The 16,279-nt window shown below is 54.8% G+C and carries 20 protein-coding genes and 1 CRISPR repeat array; of the genes, 9 read left to right on the forward strand and 11 right to left on the reverse strand.

Annotated elements, in window-relative coordinates:
* Nucleotides 1-4: 4 nt before the first annotated feature.
* From cas1f to ACLCGK_RS02035, 6 genes are all read right to left on the reverse strand, one after another.
* The gene (gene cas1f, locus ACLCGK_RS02010) at nucleotides 5-946 is read right to left on the reverse strand and encodes a type I-F CRISPR-associated endonuclease Cas1f (protein WP_410951090.1); all 942 of its coding nucleotides are present in this window, start codon (nucleotides 944-946) and stop codon (nucleotides 5-7) included.
* A gap of 202 nt (nucleotides 947-1,148) precedes the next feature.
* Nucleotides 1,149-3,578: a CRISPR direct-repeat array (repeat unit 28 nt; unit sequence TTTCTAAGCTGCCCATGCGGCAGTGAAG).
* A gap of 207 nt (nucleotides 3,579-3,785) precedes the next feature.
* A complete protein-coding gene (gene cas6f / locus ACLCGK_RS02015; protein WP_410951091.1) occupies nucleotides 3,786-4,346 on the reverse strand; it encodes a type I-F CRISPR-associated endoribonuclease Cas6/Csy4 in 561 nt (186 codons plus the stop codon).
* 48 nt (nucleotides 4,347-4,394) lie between these two features.
* Nucleotides 4,395-5,432 carry a type I-F CRISPR-associated protein Csy3 gene (gene csy3 / locus ACLCGK_RS02020; RefSeq protein WP_410951092.1) on the reverse strand — a complete coding sequence of 346 codons (1,038 nt, stop codon included), beginning with the start codon at nucleotides 5,430-5,432 and terminating at the stop codon, nucleotides 4,395-4,397.
* Entirely contained in the window at nucleotides 5,432-6,334 is a 903-nt protein-coding gene (locus ACLCGK_RS02025; protein ID WP_410951093.1) for a type I-F CRISPR-associated protein Csy2, read from the reverse strand. Before ACLCGK_RS02025 ends, csy3 begins: the two co-directional genes overlap by 1 nt.
* A 10-nt stretch (nucleotides 6,335-6,344) precedes the next feature.
* Nucleotides 6,345-7,721: a type I-F CRISPR-associated protein Csy1 gene (locus ACLCGK_RS02030; RefSeq protein ID WP_410951094.1), complete on the reverse strand. Its 1,377-nt coding sequence runs from the start codon at nucleotides 7,719-7,721 to the stop codon at nucleotides 6,345-6,347.
* A gap of 308 nt (nucleotides 7,722-8,029) precedes the next feature.
* Nucleotides 8,030-8,278 carry a hypothetical protein gene (locus ACLCGK_RS02035; RefSeq protein WP_410951095.1) on the reverse strand — a complete coding sequence of 83 codons (249 nt, stop codon included), beginning with the start codon at nucleotides 8,276-8,278 and terminating at the stop codon, nucleotides 8,030-8,032.
* A 328-nt stretch (nucleotides 8,279-8,606) separates the two neighbouring features.
* Between ACLCGK_RS02035 and ACLCGK_RS02040 the strand changes: the two genes are divergently transcribed.
* From ACLCGK_RS02040 to ACLCGK_RS02050, 3 genes are read left to right on the forward strand one after another with little or no spacing between them, the layout of a single operon-like run.
* Entirely contained in the window at nucleotides 8,607-9,062 is a 456-nt protein-coding gene (locus ACLCGK_RS02040; RefSeq protein ID WP_410951096.1) for a hypothetical protein, read from the forward strand.
* A gap of 14 nt (nucleotides 9,063-9,076) precedes the next feature.
* Complete coding sequence (locus tag ACLCGK_RS02045) at nucleotides 9,077-9,433, forward strand: hypothetical protein (RefSeq protein ID WP_410951097.1); 357 nt, start codon at nucleotides 9,077-9,079, stop codon at nucleotides 9,431-9,433.
* Between the two features lie 12 nt (nucleotides 9,434-9,445).
* Complete coding sequence (locus tag ACLCGK_RS02050) at nucleotides 9,446-9,712, forward strand: hypothetical protein (RefSeq protein WP_410951098.1); 267 nt, start codon at nucleotides 9,446-9,448, stop codon at nucleotides 9,710-9,712.
* A 13-nt stretch (nucleotides 9,713-9,725) separates the two neighbouring features.
* On the opposite strand, the gene ACLCGK_RS02055 is transcribed toward ACLCGK_RS02050, so the two are convergent.
* Complete coding sequence (locus ACLCGK_RS02055; RefSeq protein WP_410951099.1) at nucleotides 9,726-10,166, reverse strand: hypothetical protein; 441 nt, start codon at nucleotides 10,164-10,166, stop codon at nucleotides 9,726-9,728.
* 72 nt (nucleotides 10,167-10,238) lie between these two features.
* Nucleotides 10,239-10,457 carry a hypothetical protein gene (locus tag ACLCGK_RS02060; protein ID WP_410951100.1) on the reverse strand — a complete coding sequence of 73 codons (219 nt, stop codon included), beginning with the start codon at nucleotides 10,455-10,457 and terminating at the stop codon, nucleotides 10,239-10,241.
* Between the two features lie 328 nt (nucleotides 10,458-10,785).
* Between ACLCGK_RS02060 and ACLCGK_RS02065 the strand changes: the two genes are divergently transcribed.
* Complete coding sequence (locus ACLCGK_RS02065; protein ID WP_410951101.1) at nucleotides 10,786-11,343, forward strand: hypothetical protein; 558 nt, start codon at nucleotides 10,786-10,788, stop codon at nucleotides 11,341-11,343.
* A gap of 97 nt (nucleotides 11,344-11,440) precedes the next feature.
* On the opposite strand, the gene ACLCGK_RS02070 is transcribed toward ACLCGK_RS02065, so the two are convergent.
* On the reverse strand, nucleotides 11,441-11,644 hold the full coding sequence (locus ACLCGK_RS02070) for a hypothetical protein (RefSeq protein WP_410951102.1): 204 nt from the start codon (nucleotides 11,642-11,644) through the stop codon (nucleotides 11,441-11,443).
* A 179-nt stretch (nucleotides 11,645-11,823) separates the two neighbouring features.
* On the opposite strand from ACLCGK_RS02070, the gene ACLCGK_RS02075 reads away from it, so the two are divergent.
* Nucleotides 11,824-12,330 carry a hypothetical protein gene (locus tag ACLCGK_RS02075; RefSeq protein WP_410951103.1) on the forward strand — a complete coding sequence of 169 codons (507 nt, stop codon included), beginning with the start codon at nucleotides 11,824-11,826 and terminating at the stop codon, nucleotides 12,328-12,330.
* Between the two features lie 151 nt (nucleotides 12,331-12,481).
* On the opposite strand, the gene ACLCGK_RS02080 is transcribed toward ACLCGK_RS02075, so the two are convergent.
* A complete protein-coding gene (locus ACLCGK_RS02080) occupies nucleotides 12,482-13,039 on the reverse strand; it encodes a hypothetical protein (protein WP_410951104.1) in 558 nt (185 codons plus the stop codon).
* A 71-nt stretch (nucleotides 13,040-13,110) separates the two neighbouring features.
* Complete coding sequence (locus tag ACLCGK_RS02085; RefSeq protein ID WP_410951105.1) at nucleotides 13,111-14,064, reverse strand: hypothetical protein; 954 nt, start codon at nucleotides 14,062-14,064, stop codon at nucleotides 13,111-13,113.
* A 50-nt stretch (nucleotides 14,065-14,114) separates the two neighbouring features.
* Between ACLCGK_RS02085 and ACLCGK_RS02090 the strand changes: the two genes are divergently transcribed.
* The 4 genes from ACLCGK_RS02090 to ACLCGK_RS02105 all read left to right on the forward strand — a co-directional run bounded on the left by ACLCGK_RS02090 (nucleotide 14,115) and on the right by ACLCGK_RS02105 (nucleotide 15,940).
* On the forward strand, nucleotides 14,115-14,471 hold the full coding sequence (locus ACLCGK_RS02090; protein ID WP_410951106.1) for a hypothetical protein: 357 nt from the start codon (nucleotides 14,115-14,117) through the stop codon (nucleotides 14,469-14,471).
* Between the two features lie 41 nt (nucleotides 14,472-14,512).
* Nucleotides 14,513-14,854 (forward strand): hypothetical protein, encoded by a 342-nt coding sequence (locus tag ACLCGK_RS02095; protein WP_410951107.1) that lies wholly within the window; start codon nucleotides 14,513-14,515, stop codon nucleotides 14,852-14,854.
* 66 nt (nucleotides 14,855-14,920) lie between these two features.
* Nucleotides 14,921-15,517: a hypothetical protein gene (locus tag ACLCGK_RS02100; protein WP_410951108.1), complete on the forward strand. Its 597-nt coding sequence runs from the start codon at nucleotides 14,921-14,923 to the stop codon at nucleotides 15,515-15,517.
* Between the two features lie 3 nt (nucleotides 15,518-15,520).
* Nucleotides 15,521-15,940: a hypothetical protein gene (locus ACLCGK_RS02105; protein WP_410951109.1), complete on the forward strand. Its 420-nt coding sequence runs from the start codon at nucleotides 15,521-15,523 to the stop codon at nucleotides 15,938-15,940.
* Nucleotides 15,941-16,279 lie beyond the last annotated feature (339 nt).

A 16,279-nucleotide genomic window follows, 5' to 3' on the forward strand; every position in this document is an offset into this window, starting at 1 on the left:
CCCGTCAGAACGGCAGGCTGTCATCAAGTTGAGTGCCTTCTATTGCACAGGCATCCTTTAATGCATTGATTGTAAAGGAAAGGATTCTCAATCGGTCAATTTCCTGAATAATCTCACTTCGAAATTGCTTGTCCTGAAGTCCATCGCTTGCAGCCTTGAAGGCCATTGGCAAAATCAGTGCATCTTTGAACAGATCCGCAACATCGAAAACCAATGCGCCCCGCCGTGTGCTGCCGTGAATGACGCTCAAGCTATGGGGAATGCCGAGAATGTAGAGGGCAATGTTGGCCACCCCATAGGCCAGGTAATTTCCGTGGTTAAGAAGGCTGTTGGCCGAATCGAGATCCCCCTTGTGCACCCTGCCCGACCAATTAACATCAAAGGCTCGTGAAGCCAGGCGGTAGAGATCCTTGGTAAACCTGGCTTCTTCGAGCAATAGGCTCTGTCCGGTCTTGCCTGCGACTGCTGATCGGAACGCTTGGCAGACCCCAGAAAGGTCATTCAGGATACTGGAATCCTTGGACAAAACCTTTGGCCAAAGCGTGCGGATCATTTCGATCCTTTTCTGCATGAACAGCTGAGCCACCTGGTCTCTAAGATCAGCGTCATAGTAAATTCTCAGAAATGATCGGCAATATTCACCAGGGCGGTACTCATCCGGCGCCGTCCAGAGCAAGGGATTGCCACCATCCCCCGTGACAAACATCGCGCATATGTTCGCTTCCCTTAGTTTTTGCGCCGCAGCCTGCGTCAAGCTGGTGCCTGGCCCAAGCATCAGTCCCGCTATATTTCGATGCGGTATCGAAATTTCTTTGGATTTACCCTTCTCAGCAACCCGAAAACTCAGTGTGTCATCGTATGAGTGGATAGAGGCATACTCCACATAGTGCAGCGTGTTTCTATGGGATGGCATGACTTGGTTAAGCTTGTGGTAACTGTCTGACATGGGTGTTTACCTGTTGTTTGTTGTTTTTTTTAGGCTGCCCTGATGGCATAAAGGATCTAATTCGTACTGGCCTTGCGACATGCAATCTAGGCTACCCATGCGGTAGTGAAGGGTCTGATTCTGTTTCTGGTCGCTCTTTATATTTTCTAAGCTGCCTGGCCGACAGTAAAGTCGTAGGTTAGTTAAATCATCGAACCATTATTTTCTAGGCTGCCCATGCGGCAGTGTAATCATCTCTTGCCAGCGCTTGCCGCCGTGTATTTTCTAAGCTGCCCATGCGGCAGTGAAGGGTGAGGTTTGTGTGGTATTACTTTAAGTACTTTTCTAAGCTGCCCATGCGGCAGTGAAGATGCTGATCTTGTCAGACCAGTTGAATCTCTTTTTCTAAGCTGCCTATGCGGCAGTGAAGCATACAGCGTCAGCGAAAACCGCCAAGCTCTGTTTCTGAGCTGCCCATGCGGCAGTGAAGATCGACTATTCCAAAGACGGCTGGATCAGCCATTTCTAAGCTGCCCATGCGGTAGTGAAGACGTAGATCAGTGGGCCAAAGACAACGTGGCCTTTTCTAAGCTGCCCATGCGGCAGTGAAGGCCCTGATGATGCGAGCGGGGGTGCTCAGCCATTTCTAAGCTGCCCATGCGGCAGTGAAGTCTTGATCAACAACGCCACAGGCGAAGTCCAGTTTCTAAGCTGCCCATGCGGCAGTGAAGCTCACCAAGCATCAACATCCGCGCTCGATGCATTTCTAAGCTGCCCATGCGGCAGTGAAGCCAGGGCTGTTAGCCCTTGCCGGTGCGTAGGATTTCTAAGCTGCCCATGCGGCAGTGAAGCCTGCCCCGAGGATCGAGCGCGACCGCTCGGGTTTCTAAGCTGCCCATGCGGCAGTGAAGCCCCCTACCCTCGGCCCAGGCTCGACCCTGCGTTTTCTAAGCTGCCCATGCGGCAGTGAAGTCCACATCAGGCGATATGAACCAGAGTTCGTGTTTCTAAGCTGCCCATGCGGCAGTGAAGCCGTTTTTTCTAGGCTGTGACTGTACGCGGGTTTTCTAAGCTGCCCATGCGGCAGTGAAGTTGAAGGCCTCCGGGCTCGACAGGCAGCAGGTTTTCTAAGCTGCCCATGCGGCAGTGAAGCAACTACAAGCCAGAGTCAGATTTTTGGAAGTTTTCTAAGCTGCCCATGCGGCAGTGAAGTATCTGCAGATACGACAAAGCCCGCTCAATGTTTTCTAAGCTGCCCATGCGGCAGTGAAGGTCACCAAGTGCACCATGGATGACGTAGCTAATTTCTAAGCTGCCCATGCGGCAGTGAAGCCTCTATACATAAGGCTTACAGCTGATATACATTTCTAAGCTGCCCATGCGGCAGTGAAGCGTTACGACCCCAGACCGCACCCGTTTTGCCATTTCTAAGCTGCCCATGCGGCAGTGAAGCAAAAGACAAGCACCTGTGGGAGTCGCCAGCGTTTCTAAGCTGCCCATGCGGCAGTGAAGCTGGTACTCATCGCCGTGCTTCTCGATGAATGTTTCTAAGCTGCCCATGCGGCTGTGAAGGCCAGCGCGATAGAGCGGTCGAGACGGATACTTTTCTAAGCTGCCCATGCGGCAGTGAAGCACTCCCCAACCCGCCTGGATGCATGTCTCGATTTCTAAGCTGCCCATGCGGCAGTGAAGTCCTGGAGGCATCAGCTGGGGGCGGAATTGAATTTCTAAGCTGCCCATGCGGCAGTGAAGGTTTCGGGTTGGTATCAGTGATGGTACTGCTCTTTCTAAGCTGCCCATGCGGCAGTGAAGCTCACTGAGGTTCGTTCGCTGGCGGCCTCCTTTTTCTAAGCTGCCCATGCGGCAGTGAAGAAAGTCCCAGGCCGAGACCAACCGGGACTACTTTTCTAAGCTGCCCATGCGGCAGTGAAGGAGTTTGAGGTGAACCCGCACTATTTTGCCAGTTTCTAAGCTGCCCATGCGGCAGTGAAGGGGCGTGCAGTCGAGCAACGCGATGCCCTGCATTTCTAAGCTGCCCATGCGGCAGTGAAGACGTGCACAGGCGGCTGGAAGGGCGCAGGAGGTTTCTAAGCTGCCCATGCGGCAGTGAAGCCCAGCAGGTCGGCCTGGTCGCGCTCCTGCTCTTTCTAAGCTGCCCATGCGGCAGTGAAGAATTCAGAAAGATTGGCGCTCGATCCTAGACGTTTCTAAGCTGCCCATGCGGCAGTGAAGCACACGTAGCGCTAGGCCTCCAGCGTTTGGGTTTTCTAAGCTGCCCATGCGGCAGTGAAGAGACAGCGAAACCGGTGGTTTGCGCTTGCTCTTTTCTAAGCTGCCCATGCGGCAGTGAAGGCGCTGGACTGGTTTGTTGCGCGGGAGGAGCATTTCTAAGCTGCCCATGCGGCAGTGAAGCCCTGCAGCTCAACGCCAAGAAGTGGATGGGAGTTTCTAAGCTGCCCATGCGGCAGTGAAGTTTTTCAACCACGAAGAGGGGAAGGGGGGTGGTTTCTAAGCTGCCCATGCGGCAGTGAAGCAAAAGCAAAAAGCCCCGGCGCTTACGCACCATTTCTAAGCTGCCCATGCGGCAGTGAAGAAAGCGCCCGTAGGCGCTCAAAATCGGCTCCGTTTCTAAGCTGCCCATGCGGCAGTGAAGTAGAACATTTATTTTCCAAAGCCCTGGCGAGAAAGGGCGCAAAGCCCATTTGAGTCGAAAAACCTTCGAAAAGTATACCATTGAATCCAGTTTTCGGTATTGCTGAAATTTTTAAAGAGCGTAGCCATTTCCCGTTACCTAGGTGCCTTTCAGGCGCTACGGATCAAAAGCCTGCTCAACAGGCTTTGAATCCCAGCTTCAGCGTGGTCAAAATTCTGGGAATGTCGGGCCAGACTTCGTGCTCAGTCCATAGGTGCTGAAAGCACCATCAACCCGCTCAGCTGCGGATAGCAGACCGATGAAGATGGGGTACTTGGAGCCATCGGTGCGCTGGATCAGTAGGCTTGCCGATTCTCGGTCAATGCCATCGTAGTGCTTGCCTGGCGACGGCTCTCCCCGACGCTTGATGCCCTTTTTAACGCGCCCAGGTGACTGGTCGCGATAGAAGCGCACCTCATTGGCATCATCTGGCACCTGGGCTACAACGCCGAATTTGACGATGCCGATGTCATGCAGGGTGCGGTGCGTGACGTTGTTCTTGATCAGGTTCAAGCTGTCCTGATTCTTCGACACCAGGCGAAGATGCTCGCCAAGCCCAGGTAGTCCGACCGCATTGACTTTGCCAAAGGATGGGAAGCCCAGGGCGAGATCCTTGATGCCATGGTGTTTGAGCAGGCGGTGGATGTTGCTGAAGACTTGTGTCTTGGTCTTCACATCCATGTCATGCTGAGCATTGAGTTGAATGTCCAGGTAGTATCGAATTGTCATAATTCCTCCAGGCTAGGTGAAGGGTCTCCCCTTCACCATTAAGCACGCTTACTTGGATTTTTTCTCGCCACTAAACACGCCACCACGAACCAGCACAGCGACGATGTAGTGATGCTCCGGAGTAAGCTGATCTGCCGATTCGGCGGCATTCAGGCTCAACTGCAGGTCGTCAAGACGCTTTTCAACCAGGGTGTAGAAGTCTTCGCCGTTAGTGGCGCGGTGAGCCACCTGGTTGGAGGCGTCGACGCCCAGCGGCTCAACAGCCAATGGCTTCACATCAAAGCCAGGCAGTGGTTCGTACCAGTCGTCAATTCGGCGCAGGGCGTTGCCGACCTTCTGCGGGTGCATGAACGCCTGGCGCACACCATCCTTGCCCCTCACGCTGGCAAACACGCGGGAAACGTCGGTCGACTCATTGGCGAATTCCTGACTCGGGTAGACCTCCTGGCCAGGATAGGCATCAAGTGCAGCGCTCACGCGAAGGATGGCGACCCTTCTGTCGCCTGCCAGTGCGCTGGCCACCAGCTCGACAAGGGCAGCCGGCAATGCCAATTGAGAGTCAAGCCGTGGGGTGATGGCAGCAGAGAAGGTTTGCTCTGCGCCGTCAATCATGGCCTTGACCTCGATCACCCCGGTTTCGAACAACGAGCCGTTGCGCCACAGCCATGCGCCGTTGAAGATATTGCGCAGGTAACGTTGAGCCAGCTCCTTGAAACCACCAAGGGCATGGTAGCGCGCCACAAATGCGTTCAGCGCCAGCGCAACCAACTGGTTGTTGCAGCTTTCGGGTTTGACCGAGCCAGGAGTAACGTTGACCACGAACTCCATCAGGAACTTTTTGGTCGAGACCGGCAGCACGGCCTGGTCGATCGTTTGAAGGTTCGAGCGCCCCGAGCTCTTCTCCATCTCTGCCGGGTTCTTTGCGCCTTTTACCTCCTTGTAACTGGCCATCGTGCCCTTGACCGTTGCCTGGGTCACTTCAACCGGCACACGGCTGCCATTCTCAAGCTCAGCGAAATAAAACGCTGCGCCCGGTTTGATCGAACCACGGTAGGAAAGCAGGGATGGAAGAGTCAGCTTGGCCATTAGATTTCTCCTTTAGAAATGTAGGCTCTGTCATTGTGCGAATGTGCCCAGAAAGCAGAAATGCCTTCCTCGGAGCGGATGTAGCTGGAAAGTGCTTGAAGGCGCGCAAGGCCTGTCACAGGCTCTGCGTAGACATGCGGGTAGGGCATGCCAGTGTTTCGGAGCCGCGCCAGTTCGATGGCCCGATAACCAATGCTCATGGGGACGAGACGGCCCAAGTAGGGGATTTCGTCTTCCGATGCTTCGGCCTCCTGAACAACCTTCTCACCCAGGGATGTTTTTGCGCCTTGGCTCTGCCCCCAGGCTTTCCGCTGCTCTTGGGACAGGATAAGCAGCTGGGCAAGGGCGTCGAGGTGATCAACCCCCATCGCCTCGGCATACGTGGTGAGCATTTCAGTGCGATCGACCAACACACGGTGATGACCAGGGAGCTGCTTGAAAGCGATCAACCCACTGTCATCGTTGGCACTGATCTTCAATTTATCAGTAACCTGCAAAACACCCCCTGAGAAACCCAGGGTGTGCAGAGCATCTTTCACCTCGATCAGATGCTCTTCCAGCTGAAAGAGCGCGCCTGAGGATGCCTCAAAGCGGATCACAAAGGATCCCGTGATGATCCCAAGCCGCTCATCGAACATGCCCGCTTCTGTGCCCGCCCTTGCCTTGCCAGCATCATCTTTCATTGCCAGCCGAGCCTTGGAGCGACCTGGGAGCATGTCGTAACTTTTAATGACCAGGGCCGAACCCCTGTCTGAAAAGGACTGTCCGGTAATTTCGGCTATCAGTCGGAGCACAACATGGCCAAACCCCGAGATTGCCGTCGCGGCTGGAGTGCCTACGACATGCAAGGACGGTCGAAGATTAACGTTGTGCGCCGCAAAGGGTATTACCAAAGTATGCATGGGGTGTCCTTTATCGTAGAAGGTCAATCACAACGGCGTAGAGTGTTTCCTGGCGGTCATAATCGAGCCCCAGCCCCTGCGTGCGCTTTACAATCTGGTGCTGAACCTGGTCACGGACATGCAGCCCAAGCAGGTGCAGATCGTTTGGAGTCAAAGAGCGCTCCTGTTTATCGCCGGCCAAGGTTTTCATGACGAAGTCGCGCTCAATAGCGAAACTGAAGCGAGGTTCTACGACTTCAGTCGGCAGCCCATTTTCCCGAAGGCTGATCAGCCCCCCAAGGATATCGGCGACCACGTCGGGCAGATTGCTTTGCCAGTTCTGGCGAAGTGCTGAAGTGGGGTGTGTTTTCAGCAGAAACTTCACCGCCGCCTTATCGATCACGAGGAGCGACCCGCGCCCAGACTGCAGCTTGGCAATCAGACGGCCATTTGTTCGACCATCAACCACAGACTGGCTTGGGATATGGGCAAGGAAGGCTTTGACCTTGCCATTAACCATACTTGCCGTGCTGCCACAGTTTTGTGGATTGGCGCCACCAACACTGACGTTTGCAGTCACGGGATAGCCAAAGACATGGTTTTGTAGCTCGGCCTTCGGAATGGCCTTGCGTTCAGCCACGGCGTTGAAGTAACGCTTATTGAATTCAACCACCATCGAGGCGGACGGCACGGGTGACAAAGTCATGTAATTGTCAGTCGCGGCGGCATCAGGTGACAGGGGGAAGCGCACAAGCTTGCCAATGACATCATCAGTGAATGACTGTGAAGCCAGTGCAGCGGCCTGATTGAGGCTGCCGGCGAACGCCTGTGCCCCGAGCCTGGCAAGGGCATCCATAAACCAGTGGTGGGCTTGAGAGCCCCTGCTGGTCATCAGCACGCTCAAGTGATCAGTAACCTCACCCCACGGCATTTTGAAGGTCGCCAGCCAAAAAGGGCTGAACGCGAGGTCGGCAGCACCGCTCATGTTCAGTACAATTGGAGCCTCTAGCGTGTCAGAGCTCAAGCCGTGACTGTTGTCTTGCGACTTGGGTAACACATCGACGAATCGACCCGGCAAGCCTGGGTCAAGTAGCTTGATCACGTGGGTTCCGCTGGAGCTGAGCAGTGACGCTATCGATTTCTGGGCTTTCGGGTTCGCCAGGATGTCGGTTGCAACCACGAGATCATTGAACGGGCTGGGTGACGGGCTGGCAGAGTAATTCAGCAATGAGCAAACCAGGGCGAGGTATTCGGAAAAATCACTGGGAGCCAGGATGAAATCCGGACTCTTGTTTCTGATGCCCAGATAAATATTTTCCGGAATGGCTTTTTTCACAGCTTTGGTTGCGGGGTCTTTAAGTTCATGGATGGCAGACGCCAACGCTTCAGCAAGGCTCAGGGGTTGCATGGGGCTCTCCAGCAAAAATTGAGCTCATGCTATGGAAGCCAACATCTGCAAGTCAAGCCAATTTTTGGCTAAAGCGACACTCGATAGCCTGCTTGAGATCCTTGCCCCAGGCTTCAGGTAAAGCAGGTAAGGCGCAAAGACTTGGCCAGTTCAGTAGGATTGCTTGAAGAGGCTTCGCGTGGAGACACATACCGCTCGCGCTGAGTGATGCACAGAGGGATATGATCAAAGAGGAAGTGCACTACTTACAGGCTGGTGGGTGCTTAGCCCCGGCCAACCTCCCGGTTTCTATTCGCAAACACCTACGCCTATTCAGTGGCTCCAGCCTTCGGTGCAAGGACTCCCTTTGCCCAGCGTTGGAATGAATGGAGGTAGCAGCCAAAAATAGGGTTGCATTCCTGATCGTGATCCAGCGGCTTGCCATTCGGCTTTCCGCTGAGCAGGGCATAAACGACGCACATGTTGCCGTGGCCATCAGGCTCAATACTGATAATCTCACGCAACGATTTGGCGCCATCCGAGTATATCTTGCCTGCAGTGATTTCCTCACGCTTCATTTTTGCCTCCTGATTCGCATTTAAAATTGGAATAGACTTCAAGGGTAACACTGCTGTCTACGTTCTCCCTGCAGCTTTGGCGAGTCGATCTGACTGACTCCCTGAACCTTATCATGGTAGGCCGGGATCCTCCGCGCTAAGTGCAAAATGATGCCACATACGATGCTACTATACCGCCCCGCTCCCGCGCTGTAGGTATTCTCGATTCTGAGCTTAAAATGATTCCACTAATCACAGAGATCTGCGATTTTGCTCGTTACGCCGGACTGTGGTACCGTTAAACCCCGAGGCACTAATAGCTAGCCGCTTACTGCACAGGGAAACTCCAGTGACCGCTCAAGCCCAGTGTCCTCTGGGTGGCAGCAGTAAGAAATGGGTGGTTTTCGCACCCAGGATCGAACAGGGGAACACCACCGTGGTAACAAATGAAGCCCCACCACAGCCAGACGTTCGGTCAGGTGAAGTGATTGCCGCCGAAGGCCGTTGGAATGAAGCTGCACTGCGCCGCATCCGCCAGCAAGCGGGCGCTCATCTGACATGGACAAAGGGCACCCTGGGCTATTCCATATCAATGAATGGTATTGTCATCGGGAGGCTGAACCGGCGCCCGAGGGGCCAGCCCTGGACAGCCAGCATTCAAGGGTTCGAGCGCTGGCATGAGCCGACCCGGATCATCAAGCACTGGCATTACACCCCGGTTTGGGCGGCAAACAACTTGAAAGAAGCCAAGCGCCAGGTAGCTAAGGTGATTCAAGCTATCCCCGACCTGGGCACCGAACGTTAGAGGAAAAACGTGTCATGACAGACTGTGTGCCCTACGCCATTCACATTGCAACAGGTCTGGAGCTGGCAGACGTATTGTCCTTGGCAAAGCAACGAGGATGGGACAGCGAAAAAGGGATGACCGGAGTGGCTGCTTGGTACATGCTACGTGATGATCTGGGGTTTCAGATAACACCCATGAAGCAGCCGGGTGGGCGTGTGACCTTGAAGCGTTTTTTGCCGACGCTTGATGCGACCAAGACCTATATTATCAGTGTCCCTAACCACTGGTTCGCGGTTCGTCAGGGCCAGCGATTCGACAAAGCAAGAACACATCTGAGAACTGAGGTGTATGCTTACATCGAGGTTCAGCAACCAAGTTCAGCAAGATAGGAAGATCGCACTATGCCCAAGAAATCGACGCTAGCCGAACACCTGAGAGACGAAATGCTGGAGCGCAAAGCATCCTGTGCTTGGGCGGGTGATCCTGATTTGTGTATTTCTGCCTATCAGCGCTCAGCAGGCCGAGTGGAACACCCATTGAACAAGATCAAGGCTGTACTGGATGCTGCTCGTCGCTCAGAGCTCTTCAAGCACGATGGCTACATTCGCGCTTGCGATGCGAGCGGCCTGCGGGAAATTCTGCACCCTACGTTCATACTCAAAAGTTGAGGGGATTTCGCACTCATACCCTGAAGTCCCTCAGTAGGGTAAGCCAGCCATCTTCCACTACCTCCGCAGCAATCTCTGGGCAGGTCAGGGCCTCATGGCCAACCACATGAATGATGCTGTCCCAGCGTTTCTGTCGCTTGCCAGCGGCAATACGCTCAGCCCTTACTTGTGCAACCGCCCCAAGAAACTGCTGCATCCTCGCGTAGAGTCCGCTTGGCGCTTGGCGTACCACCCTATAGCCCCACTCCTCGCCACTGCTCGTACCACCTACCGTAGCGCCGCCATTCCCTATTCGGACACGCATCCATTCGAGCAGCTCAACCACCTGGTCATTCGGGAGAATGGCAAGCACACCCTCCTCGCCCACATCGAGCTCTTCAGGACTGACTCGCATCCCCCTGAAGTCCAGGGGTTGTTCTGAGGTTGTTAGCTGCTCTGCAGGGGGTGGCATCACGACGCGCTCCTAATAGTTGCGGCCATCATAACGGTTTTCGCCAGCATGTTTGGATGGCGCAAGGGCCACCTCTCAAGGATCGTCGTGCCAAACCAGTTCATCATCGCGCATCATCCCCTCGCACTCGGCGAGATCACGCACGGCTTCCAGGTCTTCCGTTGCCCAGGTGGCCAGGCGTTTCGCTGACCAATAGACCCCCATTGAGTTGCCATTCAGCTGTTGGCGCAGCTGCTTGGCCACGCGGCGGATGGTCGATCGGTGTTTCCGTCTCGGTTGCTGTTCGGTTTCCAAGAGTGGTTCTCCTGATGGTTCGTTAATTCCAGTCAAGGGTCGCCAGGTGCGCACACCATTCAGAAAGGTGGTCGGCATGACGGTTTATCCATGAATTGATATCCATGTCTGAATCATAGTTTGCGATTACCAAAATGGCAATCAACAAGCCCTCGAAGTTTGTGACTCGGGCGCTTAACAGCGCTGGCCACAAAGGGCGGTGGCGTTTTTGGAACCAAAAGCCCATGAACCCTCCCTCGCACCATTCCGATCCACGGGTGCGCGCTTGCCTTATAATCCTTTACGGGTATATTGACTGCTTCAATATACGCTACCTCAGGATTTGCTCATGAGAACCACTGCAGGGAATATCCTACTGTACATTTTAACCATGCTCGGCTTTGCCGCAGGGATCTCCACCCTGACTAAAGACCGTGTCCCCCATGGCCCGGTAAACAATCCTGTCATTGAACAGACGATGATTGAAAGCGGAAAGGGCTGGCTTCTCGACAGCAAAAGCGTAACGAGCCTGCATGCGTCCTGCATCTACCAGAAAGACGCTCCAAAGGCTCTCCAGACGGTCAGGGAGCACAACGAGTCCTGGTACGCGAGGATCTACGGTGAGACCAGGCTGACACCCTGCATCCTGAAGGATGATGCAAGCCTTGCCGACATTCAGGCGACAGCGCTGAAGTCGCTGAACCTCGATTCAGATGCCGTGGTGGGGGACATTCGCCAGGGGAGCAGCAACGACTTTGCCGAGGGCGGATACCCAGTGCTCACTGTGCATGTGATGGCGCAGAAAGTGGTGGGCATCGCTCAGGTCAATCACCAGAAACCCTTGGGGTGGCCAGAGTTTGTCGATGGGCTGCGTAATCGAAATAACCGTGCAGATTCTGAAGGCTGATGCGGGGCTTGCAGATTTCCAGGCGCCAGCACGGAAGGCCCTGAGTGTGTGCAAGCGGCGCGGGCCGCTTGGATAGCCAGGCTGAAGAGACGATGCGCTATTGCGTATCGATCGCCATTTCTACACGGTTCTTCGCTTCTTCAGAAATGCTCGACACCGCAAAGCGCTGGGCAAGGTCGCTAATCTGAGCGTCGGTGGCCACCTGGAGCACGCCTTCATTCTGAAGCCACTTCAGCAGCTCATGCGATGCGCCATAGAGGTCAAGCGCCTTGGAAACTTCTTCGAGTGTACGGGATGGCATAAAACTTCCTGTTGGATGACATCCGCCATTAAGGTCAGCATCTGAGGGCATCCTGTCAATACATTCATTAAGAAATATACCTTGTCATCCCAAGGTAAAACATATCCAGCTTGTGACCGATAGCAAAACTTGATTAAATTGAAGGCATATGACTAATGCTCCATTCGGGGAGTTAAATGATGAGTAGAGACATCGGTGTTGAACTGGAGCATGCAGGAAATCAATCCAAATTTTTAAGTCTCATTGATCCCGAGGAGTTTGGTTGTTACTACTTTCATCCGATTGCTGAAAAAGATTTCTTTGCTGTAGTTCAACTCCGGGGGTTGAGAATGGGTGTATTTTCCAACAACCGGTTTTCAATAATGAAGGCCTACGAACACCATGAGTCTCTCCTGGGCGCCCTGCAGAAGATTCTTGAAAAGGACTATTTATACACCACTGGTCTAAATCTTGCTCCGCATCTCCTGGAAAACTCGATAGAGAACACCTCTATCCATATAGCGGTTGTTTGCGCAATGATTCGAAAAATAAATCCGGAAATGGCTGACAGCCTGAAAGCCATGAGTGAACGGGTCTACAAAATAGAGTGTGTTGCCCCATGCCATCTGACTGGCTCGTTTTGTGAGGCTTCGGAATTTGCCACTAAGCTAAATGAACAACATCAGGCCAAAGCCACACGACACTAGGCAAGCCGGGCCGTCTATGGGGCATAACCTTCCTGCTGACACTTCCCAGGGGGCTGGTTGAGGCACTGGATGGGGGGCGAACGCCAAGGCCACATGGGCGTGCCGCCTTAACTTGACCAGCTGCAACGCCCCCTGCTCGCCTGAGGAGAAATTAGTGCCTAAGACCGACATCATAGTCATCGGTCAGATGGCGAACTTCGGCAAATCGCTCGGAAGTCTTGTGGATGTTGTGCATGTCGGCATCACAGTTTTGTTCACGGCGCAGTCCTTCGATGAACAAGAGCGCGTGAGGCCCGTTCGAGCCCATTTGGACAGCAGTCTGCCCATCCTGCTTGAGCACCTCGTAGTGCATCAATGGTAGAGTTGATGCGTAGAGGGCCTGGCCGATATCCGCATGCGCGGCAATTTTCAATGCTGTTGCCGCATTGATCTGTGCCTGGAATCGCTCGGGCGTAAAGTGCTTCACGACTGGAAGCTCTTTGGCGATGTTCACTGCGTCAAATCCATGGACTTCCCGGATGGACTCGACTTGTCGTGTCAACCAGACCAAGTAGCCGGCCACCGAGGCGAACTGACCATACTGCGGATGTTGAAAAGGCCGATGAGCATAGATGTCGAGGTCACGACCCAGCTGCGTTTTAGCGGCACGCCCGATGTTGATGTGGGTGACGCCATCGTCTTCAGGAAACAGCGTTGTCAATCTACTCATGTTCACCGCTCGCAAGTGCCTTTCAGTGAAGTCTAACGAATACGTCCCTGGCGGCGCAAAGCCTAAACCAATCAGAAGCCCAGGACGGACTCAAAGGCCTGGCGTTTGACGACCTGTGGCGGGGCTGCCTCCAGCGCATCGGTGATGCAGGGAGCGTCCAGGGCCAACAGCAGCTCCGGCTCGGGTACTCGCACGCCAATCAGGCGATCACCCACGTACATCCTCGCCGCCTCGACAGCGTCCTTGGCAGAATCGCAGTCATACCACTCTCCGCCCAAGGAATTGCGTGAGTCGATTTGCCAGGCCCATCCCACAATTCCCCTGGCAAGCAGTTCTGGTGTCCCGCGCTCGATGCGCAGCTTGGTCTGGATGTCCACGAAATACAGGTGGGGGAAAATCAAATACTGCTCGGAACTGCTGTAACGCTCAGCAATCTGATTGTGGGACAGCTCGCAGGCATCATTGGGGTGGGCGCTGTAGCCGTTGTCTTTGGTTACAAAGCCACTGTTTGCATAGTCCCAGACCATGAAATCAGGCGCATCGGGGCGATCGTGCTCTGGAACGTAGGAAATGCCGGCGCCTACTTCACCCATGCTGCAAAATTTCACCATTTCCGGATCTGCGATGCCTGTTAGATCGATGGCCGGCACGCTGGTTAGCCCAAGCTCCAAGAACAAAAATCGCCTATGCTTGCCATCCAGAAACTGGTTGTCAGCAACGATGATGGGCGGTGTGAGATCTGGCGACATGCGCCTGGCATACAAGGTGCCTCGGTCGTATTCGCACAGGGGGACGACAGGGAGATCCGCAAGCCTGACGTCAATGACAGGCAGGTGCTCTGGAATAGCCGTATCACCGATCGGGGCGCCAATAAAATCGCTGATGAGCGTTTGCATATCAGGGGGCAGGTCTGAGAATTTGATCATGGCATTTACCCGTTTTGCGGTGCTGCGTGCTGATGCTTCAATTGTTTCATGGTCGCGTCCAGCGAAGCCAGGGCCAGTGGTCGAAATAATCATTGCCATTTTGGCAATTTATGCTTAAATCGCCATTACGACCTTCTGAGGATTTCATCATGGAACAGACCCCGCACAGCGACATCGAAAAAGCACTGCGCATTTCCGGCCCGGAAGATTTCTCCTACGATGGTGAGGGTGGTGTGATCTACATCACCGGCCACTACGCAGAAGCGATCATCGACCAGATGCACGGCTGCCTCCAATACCGGGATTATTTCAAGGGCAAGGAAGTGCGGGTGCGTCGCGGTAGTGGCCTGGAGGTCTGGTGTGACGGCGTCTATGTGGAAGCCCAGCCTGTGCGCCGGATCCTGCATGCCGCAGCGCGGCAGATCGGTCACCAGTACGGCTTCAATCTCAAGGCTATTGCGCCTGCGACGCTCTTTGAGTCCAACCGTTGGCTGACCGCCGCCTGATACACTATCCCTCCCGTCACTTCTGCGCACTGGAGCTTGCCATGTCCCAAACAACCTTTCACATCGATTCGGGCAGTCCTGAGGCGGCCATCATCCGCGCCGCCTATGAGATCATTTTGGGTTGCTTGAGCCTCTCTGAAGTGACCAAGAAACTGGATGTGGCCACAGTAGAGAAGATCGCAAAGCGCCTGAATGATCTTCTGCCTGGAGGTGACGCCCCAGGTGCGGGCGACCCCGTCAAAACCCTGGGCGCACTGTGGAGTATCGAGCAATCCCGACGCCTGCGTATCATCGACGCAATGGAGGGTGAAGGCCCACGAGTCGAGGTGTACAAGGCAGATCTTCGGGCACTGATGGAAGTTCAAGTGCCCGTGAAGCCTTGAAGAGATTGCCTGTCCACTTCGATAGGCAATGTTTGATACGATTTGCCGACCATTCAGGAGATTCCCATGACACCAGCAACCCTTACCCCCTGCCCTTGGCTCCAGAAGACCGCTGCGTTTCTGAATGAGATCGGGATCAAGGCTGTCGAGGTTGCCCAGGTGGAGGGATTCCTGCCGAACTGTCGCATCACCCACGGCAGTATCGAGTATTCACGCGCTTGCGCCGTCAGCGATCTGCTCCACGAGGCGGGCCACATCGCCACGGTGCCCGCCCAGTTCCGCAGCTATCTGGATGGCGATGTTGGGGTGGGTCAGAAGCGCATGCTGGACGAGATTGCGGCAATGGATCTGCACCCGGACGAAAGACTGTATCGCGCTGCGATGCAATGCTCTGATCCAGAGGCCGCCGCTTGGGGGTGGGCTGTTGCGGATCACTTGGGCATCCCAGGCGAGTTGCGCATTCTTGATCACCACTTTACCAACGATGGGGCAAGCCATAGGTTGTCGCTGAGCATGGGCCATCACATGGGAGTTCATGGTCTTTCGCACGGTGGCTTTTGTGTCACCCGGCCTTCGCTGGAGAAGTACCTTGGGCGACCAGCCTTCCCCAGGCTGCTCTACTGGACGCAGCCAGTCATCGAGCGGGGCGACATGCGCCGGTAATCCTTGCCATCTGGAGCCTTGAATCATGGGCAAAGCCCCCTTGCCCCTTGCCCCAACTACTCGGCTTGCGGACACGGTGACAAACCCCTTTCCCCGCTGCTGCGCCGGGTCAACCAACTGCCCTATCACTGGCGGGACGGCGGTGGTGTAGACTTCCGCCCATTTGAGGAATTCGTCCGTCCGGCTGAAACCAAGGCCTGGATTCAAAACTGGGCGGGCACCTCGGCGCTCACGGGCGAGCAACTCTTGTTCTTTGGCCGGGACAGCGCGGGTGACTATAGCGGAGACTGGAAGGCGATTGCGGGTGCGGATGTGCTTGATCAGCCCATCATTTTTTTGGGGTCTGACGGCGATGCGGCGGTGATTGCCAAGAATTTCAGCGACTACCTGTGTCTTCTCGCCTCCGGCCATACGGGGTGCTAGGCCTGCATTTACGTTCAAAATGATATGAGTCCTGATCCGGTCTTCCTCGCATTTGCTGAAAAGCACGCAAGCACCGTGCACCAGCTGCCATCTGCGATCGTGGCCAAGGCAAACGCACTGTCCCCTAATTTCGAGGGCTACATCAAGCACCTGTGTGGGCGCTGAGGCAGGCCCATTTAGTGCTGGCGGATGCCCCCTCCTGAAGGCACGCAGTTCTGCTTCGCGGAGGTATGCTTGACGCTGCTAAAGCGCTAAAGCATCTGCGCTCGCTTCGGGCGCCGTGCCTCCCACGGCCCTACCATTTCGCGCTGAATTTCCAAGCATCCAGCATGGTTGACG

The organism is Pseudomonas sp. S1(2024), from assembly GCF_046557535.1.

What these genes read in the sequence shown, in the direction of transcription:
- cas1f (WP_410951090.1), bottom strand. Translation starts at nt 946, where the DNA reads ATGTCAGACAGTTACCACAAGCTTAACCAAGTCATGCCATCCCATAGA.
- cas6f (WP_410951091.1), bottom strand. Translation starts at nt 4,346, where the DNA reads ATGACAATTCGATACTACCTGGACATTCAACTCAATGCTCAGCATGAC.
- csy3 (WP_410951092.1), bottom strand. Translation starts at nt 5,432, where the DNA reads ATGGCCAAGCTGACTCTTCCATCCCTGCTTTCCTACCGTGGTTCGATC.
- ACLCGK_RS02025 (WP_410951093.1), bottom strand. Translation starts at nt 6,334, where the DNA reads ATGCATACTTTGGTAATACCCTTTGCGGCGCACAACGTTAATCTTCGA.
- ACLCGK_RS02030 (WP_410951094.1), bottom strand. Translation starts at nt 7,721, where the DNA reads ATGCAACCCCTGAGCCTTGCTGAAGCGTTGGCGTCTGCCATCCATGAA.
- ACLCGK_RS02035 (WP_410951095.1), bottom strand. Translation starts at nt 8,278, where the DNA reads ATGAAGCGTGAGGAAATCACTGCAGGCAAGATATACTCGGATGGCGCC.
- ACLCGK_RS02045 (WP_410951097.1), top strand. Translation starts at nt 9,077, where the DNA reads ATGACAGACTGTGTGCCCTACGCCATTCACATTGCAACAGGTCTGGAG.
- ACLCGK_RS02050 (WP_410951098.1), top strand. Translation starts at nt 9,446, where the DNA reads ATGCCCAAGAAATCGACGCTAGCCGAACACCTGAGAGACGAAATGCTG.
- ACLCGK_RS02065 (WP_410951101.1), top strand. Translation starts at nt 10,786, where the DNA reads ATGAGAACCACTGCAGGGAATATCCTACTGTACATTTTAACCATGCTC.
- ACLCGK_RS02070 (WP_410951102.1), bottom strand. Translation starts at nt 11,644, where the DNA reads ATGCCATCCCGTACACTCGAAGAAGTTTCCAAGGCGCTTGACCTCTAT.
- ACLCGK_RS02075 (WP_410951103.1), top strand. Translation starts at nt 11,824, where the DNA reads ATGAGTAGAGACATCGGTGTTGAACTGGAGCATGCAGGAAATCAATCC.
- ACLCGK_RS02080 (WP_410951104.1), bottom strand. Translation starts at nt 13,039, where the DNA reads ATGAGTAGATTGACAACGCTGTTTCCTGAAGACGATGGCGTCACCCAC.
- ACLCGK_RS02085 (WP_410951105.1), bottom strand. Translation starts at nt 14,064, where the DNA reads ATGGCAATGATTATTTCGACCACTGGCCCTGGCTTCGCTGGACGCGAC.
- ACLCGK_RS02090 (WP_410951106.1), top strand. Translation starts at nt 14,115, where the DNA reads ATGGAACAGACCCCGCACAGCGACATCGAAAAAGCACTGCGCATTTCC.
- ACLCGK_RS02095 (WP_410951107.1), top strand. Translation starts at nt 14,513, where the DNA reads ATGTCCCAAACAACCTTTCACATCGATTCGGGCAGTCCTGAGGCGGCC.
- ACLCGK_RS02100 (WP_410951108.1), top strand. Translation starts at nt 14,921, where the DNA reads ATGACACCAGCAACCCTTACCCCCTGCCCTTGGCTCCAGAAGACCGCT.